Origin of the sequence: Collinsella aerofaciens (assembly GCF_041537385.1) — a bacterium.
Lineage (GTDB): Bacteria > Actinomycetota > Coriobacteriia > Coriobacteriales > Coriobacteriaceae > Collinsella > Collinsella aerofaciens_BV.
Genome location: NZ_JBGORS010000005.1, coordinates 88,903 through 106,472 on the forward strand (window position 1 = coordinate 88,903; position 17,570 = coordinate 106,472).

11 protein-coding genes are annotated in these 17,570 nt (G+C 57.0%); 4 read left to right on the forward strand and 7 right to left on the reverse strand.

Annotated elements, in window-relative coordinates; all coding sequences use genetic code 11:
* Positions 1 to 304: 304 nt before the first annotated feature.
* The 3 genes from ACEG18_RS07535 to ACEG18_RS07545 all read right to left on the reverse strand — a co-directional run bounded on the left by ACEG18_RS07535 (position 305) and on the right by ACEG18_RS07545 (position 4,165).
* The gene (locus tag ACEG18_RS07535; RefSeq protein ID WP_372542094.1) at positions 305 to 2,443 is read right to left on the reverse strand and encodes a DEAD/DEAH box helicase; all 2,139 of its coding nucleotides are present in this window, start codon (positions 2,441 to 2,443) and stop codon (positions 305 to 307) included.
* A gap of 531 nt (positions 2,444 to 2,974) precedes the next feature.
* Complete coding sequence (locus ACEG18_RS07540) at positions 2,975 to 3,523, reverse strand: GNAT family N-acetyltransferase (protein WP_372542095.1); 549 nt, start codon at positions 3,521 to 3,523, stop codon at positions 2,975 to 2,977.
* Positions 3,524 to 3,619: 96 nt separating this feature from the next.
* Positions 3,620 to 4,165, reverse strand: a complete 546-nt coding sequence (locus ACEG18_RS07545; protein WP_372542097.1) for a hypothetical protein — start codon at positions 4,163 to 4,165, stop codon at positions 3,620 to 3,622.
* A gap of 266 nt (positions 4,166 to 4,431) precedes the next feature.
* Between ACEG18_RS07545 and ACEG18_RS07550 the strand changes: the two genes are divergently transcribed.
* The 4 genes from ACEG18_RS07550 (at position 4,432) to ACEG18_RS07565 (ending at position 12,824) form a co-directional block, all read left to right on the forward strand.
* Positions 4,432 to 7,821: a hypothetical protein gene (locus tag ACEG18_RS07550; RefSeq protein ID WP_372542098.1), complete on the forward strand. Its 3,390-nt coding sequence runs from the start codon at positions 4,432 to 4,434 to the stop codon at positions 7,819 to 7,821.
* 192 nt (positions 7,822 to 8,013) lie between these two features.
* Positions 8,014 to 9,285, forward strand: a complete 1,272-nt coding sequence (locus ACEG18_RS07555; protein WP_372542099.1) for a hypothetical protein — start codon at positions 8,014 to 8,016, stop codon at positions 9,283 to 9,285.
* Between the two features lie 60 nt (positions 9,286 to 9,345).
* Positions 9,346 to 11,742, forward strand: a complete 2,397-nt coding sequence (locus ACEG18_RS07560) for a hypothetical protein (protein ID WP_372542101.1) — start codon at positions 9,346 to 9,348, stop codon at positions 11,740 to 11,742.
* Between the two features lie 26 nt (positions 11,743 to 11,768).
* On the forward strand, positions 11,769 to 12,824 hold the full coding sequence (locus ACEG18_RS07565; RefSeq protein WP_372542103.1) for a DUF4357 domain-containing protein: 1,056 nt from the start codon (positions 11,769 to 11,771) through the stop codon (positions 12,822 to 12,824).
* A gap of 49 nt (positions 12,825 to 12,873) precedes the next feature.
* Here ACEG18_RS07565 and ACEG18_RS07570 read toward each other — a convergent pair whose 3' ends face one another.
* The 4 genes from ACEG18_RS07570 to ACEG18_RS07585 all read right to left on the reverse strand — a co-directional run bounded on the left by ACEG18_RS07570 (position 12,874) and on the right by ACEG18_RS07585 (position 17,559).
* Positions 12,874 to 14,211 (reverse strand): TIR domain-containing protein, encoded by a 1,338-nt coding sequence (locus ACEG18_RS07570; RefSeq protein WP_372542105.1) that lies wholly within the window; start codon positions 14,209 to 14,211, stop codon positions 12,874 to 12,876.
* Positions 14,212 to 14,298: 87 nt separating this feature from the next.
* On the reverse strand, positions 14,299 to 15,363 hold the full coding sequence (locus ACEG18_RS07575) for a hypothetical protein (protein WP_372542106.1): 1,065 nt from the start codon (positions 15,361 to 15,363) through the stop codon (positions 14,299 to 14,301).
* Between the two features lie 27 nt (positions 15,364 to 15,390).
* Positions 15,391 to 16,296, reverse strand: a complete 906-nt coding sequence (locus ACEG18_RS07580) for a hypothetical protein (protein ID WP_372542108.1) — start codon at positions 16,294 to 16,296, stop codon at positions 15,391 to 15,393.
* 21 nt (positions 16,297 to 16,317) lie between these two features.
* The gene (locus ACEG18_RS07585) at positions 16,318 to 17,559 is read right to left on the reverse strand and encodes a hypothetical protein (protein ID WP_372542110.1); all 1,242 of its coding nucleotides are present in this window, start codon (positions 17,557 to 17,559) and stop codon (positions 16,318 to 16,320) included.
* Positions 17,560 to 17,570 lie beyond the last annotated feature (11 nt).

The window sequence follows — 17,570 nt, forward strand, 5'->3', positions numbered from 1 at the left end:
AGGAACGCCTTACTTTTTTCCTTTTGATCCGTTTTCCTCCGTCCTCTTCGGATCACATGATCCCTTGGGGACGGAGGAAAACGGATCATTTTTGGAACAAAGGAGTCAGGCCACCATGCACCAATCATGAGTTGCGGTGAAATAGGGACTGAAAAGCCGCTCAAAAGGCCAAAACAGTTCGTATTCCACCGCAACTTCAAGACGTTGGTGCATATGAACCTGTCCCCCTTGCACCAAAAAGGGCTCCGAGCAAAAACATGCCCGGAGCCCTCTGGTCGCCTCGACTTAGAGCGCGACGCGTATGTTACTTGCGCTTGCCGCCGCCGTCACCGGGGCGACGGGAGCTGCCGCCGCGCTTGCCGCCACGGCCGTTGCCATAGCTGCCACGGTTATCGCGGCCGCTGGCGCGGCCGCCACGGGAGCCGGCCTGGTTGCCGCCGCGACCACCACGGTAGCCGCCGCGACGCTCTTCGCGGGTATCGTCGTAGTTGCGCCAATCATCACGGCGATCGCGGCTGGCACGCGGATCACGACGATCGCGCGATTCATTCGAACGACCGGAGCCGCTGCGGCCACCGTTGCCACGAGCGCCCTCGCGACGCTCGCCACCACGGCCACCCTCGCGGCCTCCGCGCTCGTCAAAGCGCTTGCCGCCGCGCGAGCCACGGCCCTCGTCCTCGCGCTCGACACGGCGACGACCGCCGCGGTCCTCGTCCTCGCGGCGACGGCGATGCGCCTCGCCCTGGAACTGCTTGGCACGGCGCTCGGCACGGTTGCCGCGCGGGGCCTGCTCAATGGCACCGGCACCGCCGCGCTCCTCGGCAGCCACCTCGCGGGCCACGCTCTCCACAGCCTCGTCCACGCGAGCCTGAACGCCCTCGCGCACGCGGGTCTTGCCGCCGCGCTTGGGACGGCTCGGACGCTCGCCGTCGCCGCGACGCTCGTCGCGACCGCGGTTGGAACGACCGGCCACATCACCGTAGTCATCGCCGTTGCGCTTGCCGTCGCGACGTGCCTGCTCGAGCTTCTTCTTGCTCTTGGACTTGCCGCGCTTGGTCTTCTTCTTCACCTTGAAGGCCGCGGGGTCGCGCTCGGGATCAACCGCGGGCGGATTGGGACCCACGTGCAGGTCGCCGGCCTCGTAGATGTCGGCGGTCTTGTCCATGAGCTTCTCGATCTCGTAGAACTCGTCCACGTCCTGCTCGGTCACAAACGTAATGGCCCAGCCCAGCTCACCGGCGCGGCCCGTACGGCCAATACGGTGGATGTAGTCGGTCGGCTCGGCCGGCACGTCAAAGTTCACGACGTAGCGCACGTCGCTAATGTCGATGCCGCGGGCGAGCACGTCGGTTGCCACCAACACGTCGACGGTACCGTCGCGGAAGGCCGAAAGCGCGCGCTCGCGCTGGGCCTGGCTGCGGTTACCGTGAATCGCGGCGGCCTTGATGCCCTTGCGCTCCAGACGACGGCAGCAGCTGTCGGCACGGTGCTTGGTGCGCATAAAGACGATAGTGCGCTCCGGGCCTTCCTTCTTGAGGAACTCGGGCAGCAGGTTGTTCTTGGCCTCGATGGACACCGGGAACACAAACTGGTCGACGGTGTCGGCGGTCGACGTGGCAGGCGCGATCTCCACGCGGGCTGGGTCGCTCACCAGGTCGGTGATCTCACCCACGGCCTCCTCGTCGAGGGTCGCCGAGAACAGCAACGTCTGGCGATCGGCCGGCGTCTCGCGCACAATGCGGCGGACGGCGGGCAAAAAGCCCATGTCGAGCATGCGGTCGGCCTCGTCGAGCACCAGCACCTTAACCTCGTCCAGGTGGCAGGCACCCTGCTCGATCAGATCGACCAGACGGCCCGGCGTGGCGACCAGGATGTCGCAGCCGTACTTGAGTGCCGCGGTCTGCGGCTTGTAGCTCACGCCGCCCACGACGGTCACGGCGACATGGCCGGTGACGTCGGCGATCTTGCTCGCAACCTCGTCGATCTGCTGGGCAAGCTCGCGCGTAGGGGTGATGACGAGCATCACGGGGCCACGGCCGTTGCCCTCGGGCTTTTTAGCACCGCGGCGGCGGTTGCGGCCGCCGCGCTCGCGCACGGGTTTGGGAGGAGCGATGTGCTCCAGATTGTTCATGGTCGGCAGCAAAAAGGCAGCCGTCTTGCCGGTGCCGGTCTGAGCGGCGGCAAGCAAGTCGCGACCCTCGAGCACCACGGGGATGGAGCCGGCCTGCACGGGCGTGGGCGCCGTGTAGCCCAGGTTCTCGATGGCGCGGAGCATCTCGTCCGAAAGCCCCAGCTCGTCAAAGGCGGGCAGGCTCTCGGTAGCGGACTCGACGGCCTGGGCGGCACTGGCCTCATCGGCGGCATCGAAGGCAGCCTGGGTCATGGCCTCGCGGGTCTCGTCCAGAATCTCGGCGTCGGTGACGTCGGATACAGAATTACGCATATGTTGTTGTTCCTTATCTGCACGCGCAATGGGCACGGCATGCGGCCGTGCGGGCGTGCTTGGTAGTGCGCTAATACATACAAAAACGGGTGCGCACAGAGAGGACGTTGCTCAGCACGCTGGCGATCGCTTTGGCAGCCCTATCACGCGCCGTCCAGACGCAGCAGCTCTAAGCGATGGAGCAGATTCGCCGCCGGTTAGTATACCCGTACTCCGTATGCCCCCACGTAAACCACAGATGACGGGGCAGGAGGAGCGGGCCTGGGCCGATTGTCTCAATCTGTAACAGTTACGGAGCAAAACCAGGTCCACACGTTATAGATCGAGACATTCAGTCAGCCTCCTTGGCTAACATCTCAATCTGTAACAACTAGACCCCGTATCCCCCGCCAGATGTTACAGATCGAGACAAACGTGCCGAGCACCAAACCCGACAGGCCACAAAAAGGGCCGGACGTCCAGCCATCTCAACTGGAACGTCCGGCCCCGTCAAACATCAACTAGGGAAGCTAAACCAACACCTCGCAACCCCTACTCTGCGTCCGGGTCCTTAAAGTTCTTGGGATCCAAAACCATGCAGGTGTAGGTGATGTCGTGCTCATCATCTGGGATGGGATCAAACCCGTTCTTGCCAAAGAAGTCGATGAGCAGATGCGCGAGCTTAATCGGATCCGCATCAGCATCGTCAAAGAGATATTCGCTCAGATCCAGGAATGTAGGCTGCTGTTCGCCCTCGCTCTCCCAGTATCCCAACAGGGCGTCGTGCACCAGGCGCGCGCCATAGCCGTTACCGCGGTAGTCGGGGTCAACATACACATGGCTCAAAAACGTCGACGTGTACTCGTTGAGCGGGTGCTCCGTAACGGCATCCGGCAGGTCGGGGTCATCTGCACCGCCCGTTACGCAAAAACCGACCAGCTCATCATCGGAAAAGACGCCCCAGAGGTAACAGTTCTCCTCGTCCTCGTCCTCAACATAGTCCGCCCACGCGTCATAGACCTCGTAGCCCGACTGCTCGTCCAGATCGACCATATCGTCGACGTCATCGGGACCCAAAGCCCTTACTTCAACTTCAGCCATTGTCCTGTCCTTTCTCTCACTTTCAGGACAACCCGAGCATACGGCGCTGTCCCAACACTCTGTTGCGCAACATCGACCGTTGCGCCAATACCGTCGCTAGCGACGACGACGCCTCAGGGCAATGCATGCAACGACAATCGCCAGCAGCACCAAGCCCTGGAAATTGATGCGGCTAATAGCGAAGCCCGAAGGAACGATAAAGCTGTCGTAGAACATGTCGAGCAGACCGATAAACACCAGAAACGCAATGAAGATCCAGAACACGCGACTCCTTAAAATGGGAGTAAACATGTCGAGCACCGAGCCGCCCGAGGAAGAGCCCTGATAGCCAATTAAATCAAACGGCTCATCCTTTTCCACCTCGTCGGCTTCGCTCGAAGCGCCTGAAGACTCGGACTCCAAATCGCGACGATCCGTCCAATACCCGGGTACATGGTCGCGCTCACCAAGGTACTCACCGTTTTTGACCACCGGCTCAAACAACATGGCACTCGAAAGCTGCTCGAGTTCCTCGCGAATCAACTGGTCAGTACGAGCGTCATGGGGCTCCTCGAGCTCGCACTCAAGCTCGTACATATGCTCCATAACCCGCTCGTAGTCCTCTTCGGACATATCGTCATCGTAATAGGAGTTCCCGTTCATCGTTCATCCCTCATTCAAGAACCGAATCCCTTTTGGACAACTCAATTGTAGAAATCCATGCCAAGCAAGCGTTGCGCAACATTGCCGAGAACGAGACGGATCCGCTCTCAAAACGCCCCAGCAAAAACCGTTCCGCATTGCAATTTGCGCACTCGCGGATGTTGCGCAACGTTCTCGCCCATCGGGGCAGTAGCGTTCGAGTTAGCAAAGCCACGAGCCCTAAAACCCGGGATCGTGGGCTTCCACCGCATACGAAAGAAGGAACGATGGACGAGATTTTTGAGCATCTGCTTCAAGATACCGACCGAGGGATCTCGATTAACCAGATTGTCAATCGCATTGTGTTTCCCAACCACGATATCTGCATGCAGGCCAAAGCTGCCCTGGAGCGAGACTATGGCGAGTTCTGCTTTGCTGCCGTGATCCCCGATTACGAGGACTTCCAGCACATGGATCCGACCGACGCCATCAATGCCGCCCTGGAAACCTGCGGGTCCGACGGCGAAGAGGTCACCAACGTCGTCTGGGGCTACAACTCGCTCCAGTACGAATACAACGGCATCCCCTCGCTGGAGGTTGCCAAGACCATCTCCAAGATGATCGGCGTTCCCGTCTACTACGAGTACACCGATACCGATGAGCTCGCTGCCGGCGCCGTGATCGCCGATGCGCAGGGCGATAGCGTCTCGTTTGCAAACGTGATCGACAAGAGCTGCTGGGTGTATTTCCCGGAGGGGTTCGACGGTGCCACCGACACCCTATTCCGCTGCGGCATGGGAACCATGTCCATGCCCGACGGAAGCCAAAAGTACTTTGAGGACACCACCGACCCCATCATGCGTTCATATGCGCAGCGCGGAAACGTGTCCCTGTACTTCGACTTTCTCAAGGACCAGTTTGGTGCCCAAGAGGAGCCACAGCCGGCGCCCTCGCGCAAAAAATCGTCTTCTGCGGCAAGCAAACGCAAAAAGAAGTCGACCAAGACGCAGGAGGTCACAACCGCCACCATGGACGTATCGGACGTTGACGTGCTCTTTCGCCATCTAATCGAAGAGACAGGCGGTCAGATCCAGCCCCAAAGGGTCATCAACCGCATCGTCTTTCCTGGACACAATGCTTGCATGCAGGTAAAGGAGACCCTGGAACAGGAATTTGGCGGCTTTTCGCTCGCCACGCTGATACCCGCAATCTCCGACCTTGGTGATTTGAGCCAGCCGCAAAACGCCGCCATGTGCATCCACATCTGTGGCGCCCTAGGCGGACAGACATTCAACGAGATGTGGGGCTACAACTCGCTTCAATACGAATACGACGGCATCCCGCTGCTGCGAGCTGCAAAGGCGCTCGCCGGCCTGCTCGGGGCGCCCGTTTATTACGAGTATGTAGTGACCAACGGCTACAAGGCCGGAGCATGGCTAGCCGATCCCGATGACGACGACGTCTCGTTTGCAGCAAGCCTCACTAAAAGCCAGTGGACGTTCTTCCCCGACAACAGCCAGTACCGAGATGCCACGGCAGTTCGTTGCGGCGTGGCGACCGTCACGCTTTCCGTGACCCAAAATGGCGTACCCCAGGACCGCGAGGTCTCGTTTGCGGACACGTTCAATCCCATCATGCAAAAGCTGGCAACCCGCGGGACCGTCTCCATGTATCTCGACCTGATCAATGCAAACTACAGCTCGTTTGCAGACCCATCGGACGATGACGACGAAGACGAGGATGACAAGCCCCAGGCAGAGTCCGATGCCCAGGCGTCGGGTAACGTCTACATGTCCCAGGCCATGGGCGCGATGACGTTTCGCATCGTCTTTCCCAATCATGACTGCTGCGAGTATATCCGCAATGATCTCGACAAGTGCTTTGGCGGGTTCTCGTTCCAGGCGATTTGCGGCACGCCCGAGAGCACGTTTGACTCACCCGATGAGGTCCTGAGGACCATGGCGGGCCACGGAATCCCCGATGATGCAACCGATGTCGAATGGGGCCATAACTCCGTACGCTATCGCGTGGCGCACTCCGTGCCCAACGCCATCGTTCTCGAGACGTTGGTCCAGCACTACAACATTCCGCTGTACGTCGAGTATTTCGATGAGCTTAAACGCGCGACCGGCGCTGCCATTACGATCCCCGACATGGCAAACCCGACCGCATTCATCCCCGGCACACTCGGATGCAAAGAGCAGATGTACTTTGACCGTGGCAGCGAAAACGAAGGCTACGTTGCACTTCGATGCGGCTACTGCCAGGCAGTCTCCGATGATGGCAAAACGCGCATTTCCTTTGTCGACGACCCATCGCAGTCGGTCATGGCGGAAATGGCAGAAGAAGCATCGGTCGGAGCCTACGTTAGGCTGCTTAAAAAATTCGATCTTGAGCAAGTTCTCCCCGCTGGATATCAGAAACCGGCTTCTCGTCCCGCCGCAAGCTCCAAAAAGAACACCTCGACCTCCTCGGCAGAAAAATCGAAAATCAGCCTGTGGATGAACCCCATTGCAGAGAAGCATGTCTGGAATTCCCTCGATGCCTACGGTCAAAAGCAGCGCAAGCGAAACGACATGAACATGTTCTTTTTAGAGCCGCTCTATCGCGGCGGCGACCAGATCCGCGACCCATTTGGATTTGCCACAGGCCGCAAACCCATGCCGGCTTATGCAAGCCACCAGGCGCACCGCAAGGTTATCGACGCCGCCCTTACTACCGACATAGAAGTGGGTGCGCTTGTCGCGGGGCTTCTCGGCCAAGACCTGTTGACATCCGAAGAGCTCAACGCGCTGCACCGCGACATCGAACTCAAGGCCCAAGGCATAAGCGCCATCGCCACTGGAAGAGGTGCCGCACTCGAAAGCCGTTGCGACTCGGTTTGCTACCTTATTGCAAAGCTCCGGAGCCATGGCGGCGACAATAGCCATCGCTTTATGATGTGGATGGCGGACACCGACCAAGCCGTACGCGTAAAGTTCTACGGCGAGGCACCGGCAATCGGCGCGCCCTTTACGTGCCGTTTTAGCGTAGTGGAAAATGACGTCATTACGTACTGGATGCCCGTCGAGGGCGAGAAGGGCTTCTCTCGCTATAAGCAGATTCCCGAGGGAGGACGCATCGACGTCTCCGCGGCAAAGAGCGACTCTGCTGCTATGAGCGCCCTGCGCAAGGCCAACGCGATGTTCCTTAAGACGTGCGGACTCAAGCAGACCGCGCCGTCCAAGACGCGCATGACCCCGGAGCAGTCGCAACGTTTTAGCGAGCTACGAGAAAAACTGGGGCGTAAAACGGGTTATGCCCTTACGGTGCTCTTCTCGCGCTGCGTACTCTGCAGCACCGAAGCCGACCGATTCCTCGAGCTCATGGAGCACGCCGCTGCCGCGCACGATCGCGGAGAGGTGATCGACGTCGACGATACCGAGGTCGTAGAGCACAAGGCCGCTTACATGGTTGGCCCGATCTCTACCGAGGATGGTACTTGTCAGCTCTACAACCCCAACACCATCAACTTTGAGGACTTTAGGTTCCAGCCCAACCTGCTCGAAGACTTCCACACCGACCTGCCCCGTACCGGCAGCTTTATCAACATTGCAACGAGCGTCGTTGAGTCGGACGTCATCGCCGCCTGGGCGGGCTACAACCCGGGCAACGCCCAGCGCTCAGCGCGCTACTAGAGAGCGATTGGCACGGCCAAGCCATGTATCTGTTGCGCGGCATCGGCCCTGGACGTCGAACCGCGCCGTCCACGATGTTGCGCAACAGAATGCAGCGCAGGCGGCCTAGTATGCGAAGCAACAGGCGCGCGAAGGTCAGACGCATCGAATCTGGCCTTCGCGCGCAACACAAATCATCGCAGGGAGCACACCATGGCGCGTGACACATCAAACGATCCGGTTGTTAACTTGCCGCTCGATTACAAGTTCGACGGCAACGGTAACATCATCCAGAAAGTCTTTTTTGGCGTAAATGCGGTATTCTGCCCCGTCTGGTACTGGTGGTACTTCAAAAGCAATCGTGATCCCAACTTTTGGATCGGTGACAGCGACATGGACGGCTATGATCCCGAGGAATGCGCTACCGAGTTCCAGCACCGCATGGATAACTTTACGCCCGAGGAGAGCTGCAACCTCTTTGAAGTCGCAAAGTATTGCGACCGCATGACGGGTGTTACCGTCTTTGACGTCGTAAACGGGCGAAATGTAAACGAGCGACACCTGGATGACTACTACACCGGCTACGACCTTGGCATCGAAGATGATGACGAGGACGAAGAAGACGACACAGACATCGAGATGGAGTTTGACGGGCAACCTGTTAGCCCCCAGCCGATGCGCGTATGCGACGAGGGCCCCTGCCAGTTTATGCTGCCGCCCGTTTTAAACTGCGGAACGGACGACGGTTCTGGCTACGAGGTCGAGATTCCCCTGCGCGCCAAAACGACCAAGAGCGGTACTCCGCAGGAGCGACTATCGTTCTATATCCCCGCCGACGTCGCCGTACAGTGGTTCCGCGAGGTCACGGGCGAGCCGCAAGCCGACTACCAACTGTTTCAAACCGTTTGGATGAATCGGGCCAATCGGCTTGAGAACCCGCACTTTGTCGACCACCTGTTTTCCTATGCGTTTTGGCAGGAGCGACTGCTGCGCATCCTGCACTACACGTACAAGCGGGGCAAGGTGCAGAGTGTGCGCATCGTTGCCGATTACGAAGGCGATGCCGCCGAGTTTATTGGTAAGTACTATCCGGAGGCCGAGGTCATCGGTCATCAAAGCAATGAGAGCGCCTTTGAAACGGGAGCCGCCTATCTGGTGGACCTCACGCTGGACTACAAATACAAGGGCGACAAGCTTGTCGAGAAAAAGACGTTCTCGGTCCTTGGCAGCTTTGGACGCGAATGGTATCGACTCTTTAGCGGCAATCCCAATGCCACCGTTGATGATTTCTATGCATGGTGCGAGCAAACCGACACCTACGAGCCCCTACGTCAGGCAGCCGAAACCGCCGGCGCAATCGTTCAGTACACCACCTACGGGCTAAAGGACGGCAAGCTCACCAGCAAGCGCACCGAAGATCTCCAAGGCCGCACCAACGTCGAGATTAACGAGGCGGCCGAGCTGAGAGACCGCATGCTTACGTAGGCGGCAACAGGCCCAGTTCACGTTATCCGTTCATCTCTATACTCACAGGAGGTACCTACTTTGATTTCTCCAATCTGTTGGTTCGCGGCATTCCTCGTCGCTCTCGTCGCGCTCTGCTATTCCATACACTTGGAACGGCACAACTATCAGCACAAACTCTTTGGCTTCGAGATCAATTCCAACCGTCGTATCGTCGCCTTTGGAATTCTTGCTCTTGGCGCTTTTTGCCTATTCGCCCCCGTTACCTGGGCGCAATGCTTTTCCTCGGATCTTGGCGAGGGCTGGGAGCCGGGAGCCTTCAACTTTATTAGCTGGGTCATCACCAACTTCTTTGCCGTGGGATGGACAACGACCATCCAGACCGGCCTCACCGATGTGACGTCAACCGTCTATAGCGCTATTCCCCTTGGCGGCAGCATTGCCGGCCAGGTATTCAACCTGCTCTATTCGCTGCTCACACTTGCATACATCATCGCCCTTCCCGTTGAAATTGGTCTGTTTGCCTTCAACGCTGTTGCCACGCGTCTCTCGGGCAGCGTTATCAAGCGTCATCTCAAGTATGCCGACCATGCAATTATCTTTGAGAGCGTCGACGCCAACACCGAGTTGCTCGCGCGTGATATCGTTAACAACATCAAGGACGGAACGCTCAATAACGCGAATGGCAACGGCGACATCGCCCTCATCTTTTGTCTAGGCAGCGACGAGGACAGCGAGCGTCAGCGCGTACTGCGCAATCTGTGCCAGGGCTATGTGCGTTATGTGTTCACCGACTCCGAAGCAGCCGATGTGCTCACAACGATTACATCGCTGCGCGATGCAGTTAAGCATCTGCTCGCAGTTGACGTCGTCGCAACGAGCGAAGAAACCGAACACAACGTCAGCGCAACGATCGACATGCTCGAAGCGACGCACAAGGATCCTCACGCCGGCTGCGCGCCCAAGATTACGCTCCATTGCACCCACAAGAACCCCGATGATGCCCAGATCTTCGATGCCATCAAAGCCGACGATGAGCCGACTTGTCTTCACTTGCTCTCACGCGTACAAGACGAAATATACGATGTACTTGAAGAAGCCCCACTCTACAGCGTGCTCGAGCCCATCGATATCTCCGTCAACCCAAATCCCAAGCCTCAGAATCTCACCGTTCTCGTTTTCGGCGCAGGAGATTTCGGCATGCAGGCAACACGCACTTCCTTCTGGATGGGCCGCATGCCGGGCGTTCGTCTGAACATTGTTGTTGTCGACCCCAACGCCCAATCGATACTAGAACGCGAAGCAGCCCGCTACCCCGAGATGTTTGGCGAAAGCTGCAACGGCATGCCGACAATTCGCTTTGTAGAAGCTGAGGCGCCCTCAGTTACAACCGATCGCCTTATTGCGGGCGGGACCGTCACTACGCTGCACTACGACGCTCGAAACAAGTGCGTATCGTCCAAGACCGACAGCGCGCTAATTCCCGATGACGCTCGTCTTTACGCCTTCGTAACCATGGGAGATTGTGGACAAAACCTCTCCTATTCGCTCATGCTCCAACGTCAGATCTTCAATCGCTTTATCGACCAGGGCTCACCGGACTACACCAAACAGCAACCCGTCATCTGCCCCCATATCGAGAGCGAAGAAATCCTAGGCGCCCTTAAAAGCCTCGATAAGACTCAGACGACTGGCAAAGACGCCGCCAAAATCATGCATCCGTTTGGTGCCCGCAAGGCGTTCTACACCTACAGCAACATCATCAATGACAAGCGCGAGCGCCTGGCCGTGCAGCTCAATGCAGTGTACGAGCTTTGCTCCAATGGCTCTATTAAGAATGATTTTGACGCAACACTCGCCGTTGAGGAGGCAGTCAAAAGTTACAACGGCAAGGAATCCAACAAGAGCAGCAGCCGAGCTTCGGCAGCACATATCACCTACCGCTTCTGGGCGCTTGGTTTTAGCGACGCCGACGTGGAGCGGGGGTCCTTTGAACAAGCCTGGAAGGAAAAGCTGCAGGGCAAGGTCAAGCTGGTCTCGAATAACGACAACATTGCCAATGCGATATTAAGCTCCGTCGTTCCCGACGCGGCCACCAAAACCGAGTTCGATGCCAACGAGCAGAAGAACCGCGATGAATTCAACCTTGTTTGCCGTCTGGGCGACATGGAGCACGATCGCTGGCTCGCTTACTGCCGGGCAACGGGTATGACCGAACTGGGACACGGCACCGTCGAACAGGAACGCGAGCAGCGTATGCGTGCAGCAGCCGTCGATGCGTTCCTGGGCAAGCCCAACAAGAGTGGGGCCGAAGGCGTTCGCAAGTCCGACATCCTCATGCGTCACGCCTACATGACACCTGACAACGACGTACTTGGTGCACGCGGGTTCCTGCTAGGAAAAAAAGACGTCTACGCCTACGACCGAATCATCGTCGCCCTCTCAGCCCGCATCGCCAAGGGCAGCATCGTCAAATAACAGCAGTCGGCAAAACGGAGGAACCCATGAGCCAGCAGCAGTCCATGCTAGGGGTTGAAAAAGATGAAAATGGCAACACCCTGGTAAAGGTCTTTATTAGCTACAGACGCAACGACAATCTATTCAACCATCTCCTAGATATTGTTAACCGAACAATGGACAAGCTTAACAATGATCTTCTCAAGGACACCGAATACCGAGTGGATAAGGTGATCGACTTAAATTCAATCAGTCTCGGCGATAAGTGGCAAGAGAAGATCGATAAAGATCTGTCCAACAGCGATATCCTCCTAGCATTTATTACAGAAGCATACCTTACAAGCGATCCTTGCCGATATGAATTCAACACGTTTCGCACGAATCAAATTGAGACTCGAAACGATAGCGAAAAACACCACGGAAGCCTTTGTGTTCCGGTTTTTTGGGCTGCCCAAAAAACTGTTGCAGACAAACTGAGCGATAAATCCAAGCTGCATTTTGATAATGAAGAGGATCCTGAAGCCGCCTACACAAATGCTTGCGAAACTTGGACAAAAATCAAAGAGGTCAATGGCGTCGAGGGCATATTGCCAAAACTGATCGACTTGCTCAAGAACGAAGCCCAAGGTCCTGATTATTTCTTTATTAGAGACTGTATTGTTCAATGGCTTGCCAATAAAGTCAAAGCTGCCATCGATCATATGCAAGAAGACGCTACTGAAGAAATCGAAGACATCCCCGTCAAAATCAGCGCCCCACAAGACATATCGGAAATTGAGCTTCATACGTACGGTCGTGGATCCGATGCAATCGGGTATTTCACAAGCGATGGCTTCATTGTAATGAACGGCTCAAAAATTGCCGAAGGCACCACCGCATCTGCCCGCAAGCCCACATATGAAAGCCGTCAAAAATACCAGCACCTCATCAATGAGGACAACATCCTAACCAAAAAACTGGTATTCCCAACCCCCTCTGCTGCATCTGCGTTTGTTATCGGTCGCTGCAGTAGTGGCATGGCTGACTGGAAGACCAAGAGCGGCAAGCAACTTGGCGAGCTACTCGAGGAGGAAAAAAAGAAGGCAGCTGCTGTTCAGAAATAGACAAAAAGGGGCTCGATTCAAAACCGAGCCCCTTTTCTATTCATGTGAACTACTTTCGTGCAGTATAGATGACATATCCCTCATGATAGAAAAAACCGACATCTAGAAAACGTTCCTCAATTTCATCGTATGTCTCTTCAAACCAATCAGCATCTTGTTGATACTCATCGTTATCGGGATTGTTCTTGGCGCGAAGCCTTAAATCTCCCCCGAGCCATCCAAAAGAAGCCGACAGCAAAGCCGAACGCTGATCCTGGTCCATCCCCACAGTTGAAATGCCACTGCCCTCAAATGAAATGTCCTTGAACCCAGCCCTCGTTAGTTTTTCAAGCAGCTGTCTTCCGCTAAAACGGAAGCCAGTCGTCGTAATCTCCCCACAAAGCCTGTTCAGCCGCGCAAAGTAGCCCTCATCGTCCGGATAGGCGATATTAAATCCATCGTCGATATCCCGAATGAAGATATAGCCTCCGCGATTCATGTGCTTACGCACAACGCGGAGCAGCTTAAACGGGTTTTTTAAATGGAGAAGCACCATTGACAGGATTACGAGGTCAAATCCTTTCTTCCCCGCCTGCGCAAGACGGCTTTCAAGGTAATCGGAAAACGAAGCAGCTTCACAATCGGCTTCTTCGAACAAATAACGAGAGTCGTCGGCATACGCTTCCGAAGCCATGCGAATCGCATTGGGATTTACATCAATACCCAACGCAAACTCAAGCGAATCACACGAAGCCAAGCGATCAACAAGCTGGAAACCGTCATTCGTGCCGAGATCGAGAACGCTATGGCATTCTATATCATTGAATATCTTCTGGAAGACAGGGGCGTCATAGCTGCGAAGCATCTCTTGCTGGACATGAAGCCACTTTGCTTCTTGATCGCTTTCGTCACCGTACAGTTCATAATATTTATTTGCCGTTCGTGCGGTTTGGACCACATTGCCGGAATCGTCAAAACGATCAGGCAAGACGCCCTTTAGATACTCAAACAGTTGCGAGATTGCTTGCTCGTTAACGCCCGAAGTCCAATCAAGCTGCTGATAGCGCAGCAAATGCCGGTCCAGACTCGGCTCAATCTCGTTATCACAACGAATGGGAAGGAGCTCGAGATCGCCCTTGCGGTTCAGAACGATAGCATTTTCGATTTCATCATCAACCTCATCAGACAATGACGCCGCCCTGTTCAGCAGCAAGATAAAGACGCGACAACTGTCCAGCTCCTCATAAATCTGCTTTCTCCATTTTCCAATCGTTATATTGTTCTTAGCATACCAGCATTTTAAGCCATGCCCCTCAAGCACCTCAGCCAGCTTGCGCACAAGCTCGGAAGAAGTCGAAGTCTCGTAGCTAAAAAAGACATCGTATTCTTTACTGGTCATATCTTCCATTTGAGCCACCTCCACAGGCATAACCCATCGTCGCTCATTGCGTTGAATGCCACCTCGAACCATGGCGGCGTGCATCCATCGTATTCGTCACCGCTCCTCTAGCGTCCAGCCTTTCTGAGCGCAGAGGTCACGCAGGGTAGCCACCAGGTCGGCATTGGTGTTGCTGTCGACCACGATCTTGTCGATGTGATCAGCGGCAATGTTGAGTTTGGGGAACGAGTGGCTGCAACCCGACAGGTTGAGCTCGCCGACGTTACAGGTAATCTCGAGTGCGCCAAGAATGTCATCGTTCGAAAGATCAATCTTCTCGACGTCGCCCTGAAGCCCTTGGTCAACGGTAAAGAACATCAGGTTCTTAAGACCCGAGGCGTTGATGGAATTGACAGCACCCTTAAGGCCCTCGATCTTAAAGGAATTGAGCTTGGGGCAGACGCTCAGATCGAGGTCCTGGGTCGTCATGTCGCCAAACTTGAGCACCTCGAGTGCCTCGAGCTCGCTAAAGTCCGCACTCTTGGCGCTCAGGGTATTGATGCCGAGCGTATCGAGCTTGTCCAGCTTGCTAATGGGCGTGAAATCCGTCACCTCGTCGGTCACGACCAGCCTCGTGATGCACTGAGTCTCCTTGGCGGTCAGCTGGCCATCGTCATCGTTATCGTAGTCGGCAAGCAACCCGTGCAGGGTATCATCCGTGATCGCATCAACATCGACGAGACCTTTTTCTTTCTTGGTCTCGGAGCCAGAGGCGTCAGTTGAGCTCGACTCTTTAGAGGCGCTCGACGAGGCTTCCCCGCCGCCTTGCACGTCGCCGACGCCGCCAATCACGGCGAAAGCGGCGACCGCGCCTATGGCCACAACCGCCGCAAGCACTACCAGGGCGCGAACGCCACCCAAGCGGGAGACGGCTTCATTTGCACGTTCAGCCGCCTGTCCATTCGGCTGGCCGGCAGGGCGAGGGACCCGACTTGTCGAACGCCCCGGCGTCTGCTGCGCCTGCCCAGCAGACTGTTCGGTTGCCTGCCCGTTCGGACGCATATTCACCCGCACATCCGGCGTCTCGGCAGCCCGCTCATGAGCCCCGCCCGAAGGCTGATCGGTCACACGCTGAACCCGTTCGTTATCCCGCCAAGACATGTCGGGCTTAAAATTCGCCATACCGCTTCTCCTCACTTGAGCGCATCGCTACTGCTGCTCCATGGTGTAGCCGTAATCACTGCTCATTTTTTGCAAAAACTCGACCATGCTGCTGCTCGTGTCGCTGTCGTACAAGATCTTGCCAACGCGATTGGGCGTAAACGTAATATCGAAGGCATCTTCCCTGCCTGCGCCGCACAAATTGAGCGTTTCGACTCTGCTCCTGATCTTCAGGACCTCAAGGTTCACATCACCCGACAGGTCAAGTGTCCCAATGCTGCCATCAAGGCCTTCGATCTGGACGTTCGTCAACGATGACATGTTTTTGGCATTCAAGGTATCGACGGGGCTCTCGAGCCTGTTTATGGTAACGCGCTGTAGCTGAGAAAAACGTGTAAGATCAACCTGAGGCACCGAGCAGTCGCCAATGGACAGATGAGTGATATTGCTAATGGAGCTTATGTCGTAGCTTTCGCTGTCGTAGTCGCCAATGCCAAACGTCGTGATGTTGTGGAAGTTGGCCAACAGCGGAAGCGAATCAAATGACTCGACGTCGATTGAGCTAGCTTCATCCGCGGTCTCTTGCGAAATATTGCCGTCCTCATCTGCATCGAGCGCTAAGTCCGAGCGCAGCGTCTCGTCCGTAATTTCATCGAGCGTGAGCACTGTGGCCTTTTTCGCTTCTTCCTGGTGGCGCTCTTCTTTTTCCTTTTTACGCTGAGCGCGTGCCGCCTCGTCTTCTTGCTGCTGTTTGGCCTCGGCACGCTGCTCGGTCTGCCGATTTGTGTCGGAAATGCCGCTTGTGATGGACGTGACCGCCACGATGGCAATGATTACCACCACGGCAAGGACAACCACTACGCGCGGACCGCCCAAGCGGTTCACGATATCGTTGATATCCAATCCGTTGGACCCGGCGCCCCCGCGGCCAGACCCGTTCTGATTAATTGCCATCCGTATTTCCCTTTCCGCCGCCTATAGGCGGTCCTTGTCGAAGTAGTCCGCGTCGCGCCAGTCGCCGCGCCAGCGGTAGGCGTGGGCGTTCTCGCGCGACCAGTCGCTCAGGTGGCGCAGGATGAAGCGGCTCATGTCGTCCGCGAGCGGCTCGATCGGCCCCACGCGCCGCGCCTCGGCCGCCCGCTCCCAGAACGAGTACGCCATGAGGTAGAACGTGCCGGCGTCGACGTAGTCGCCCGGGTAGGCGGGGTCGTCGAACCAGCCGTGCGTGTCGGGCGTGCCGTTTTGCTCGCACCATTCCGCCACGTTGAGGGCGAGGCTCATCAGGGCCGTGTAGTCCTGCGGGTCGCCCGCGGCGAGCGCCTCGTGCAGGTTGGACATGGGGCCCTCGGCGCCGTAGGCCGGGTAGTACAGGTCCCAGATCCTCGACGCCGCGTCGTCGGTGAGCTCCATCTGCGAGGGGCGGTCGCCCAGGCCGTCATCGTAGACGGGCGCGTTGGGATCCTCCCCCGTGAAGGCCCCGACGCCGTAATCGAGCGTGGAGGCGCTGTTGCGGGCGCCACGGGTCGCACGGGCCATGGAGCCGAAGACGGAGTAGCCGCTGTGGTAGCCGCGGACCGTCTCGGTGACGAGCCGGCGCAGGCTGAAGTTGGCGTGGGCGCGGTCGCGGGCCTCGCGGGTGGCGGCGGAACCGCGGAAGAAATACGTGGCGCCGATGATCAGTTGCTTAATGATCAGGCTCAACGGGCCGGCAATGATTTCCGTCAAAACTACGAGAAGACCAATGAATACAACAGCACCCAGAGCGAATGGATTGAATGCGCTATACCCCGGCGCCGGAAGCCCCGTATGCAGCACATCGTCTCCGCCAGTGTTCAAGTACATGCGGTACCAGACCGAGCAGAGCCCCCAAACCGTAAAAATACGCAGCGGGAAAAACCGAACAATGGTGGGAATCGCGTCCACGATGCGCGAAAGATTGATGTTAAAGCGAGGGCGATTCGCACCCTCGTTGTTTACCGGAGTAGCTGCCTCCGGATCGCCCGGAAGAGGCACGCCGGCGCGTCGCGCACGCAGGCGGTCGAGACGCTCCTGAGTAGAAACCGTTTGAGCCTGCGGTACTTCTGACGAAATGGACACTCCCGCAGTCTCACCCGCGAACGACGTCGCGTCCTCTTGCTGTCCCTCAGCACGAGCACTATAAAGACGGGCGAGACGCTCTTGCGCCGACAGGCCCTCTTGCTGTTTATCGTTTGCCATATGTTTTGCCT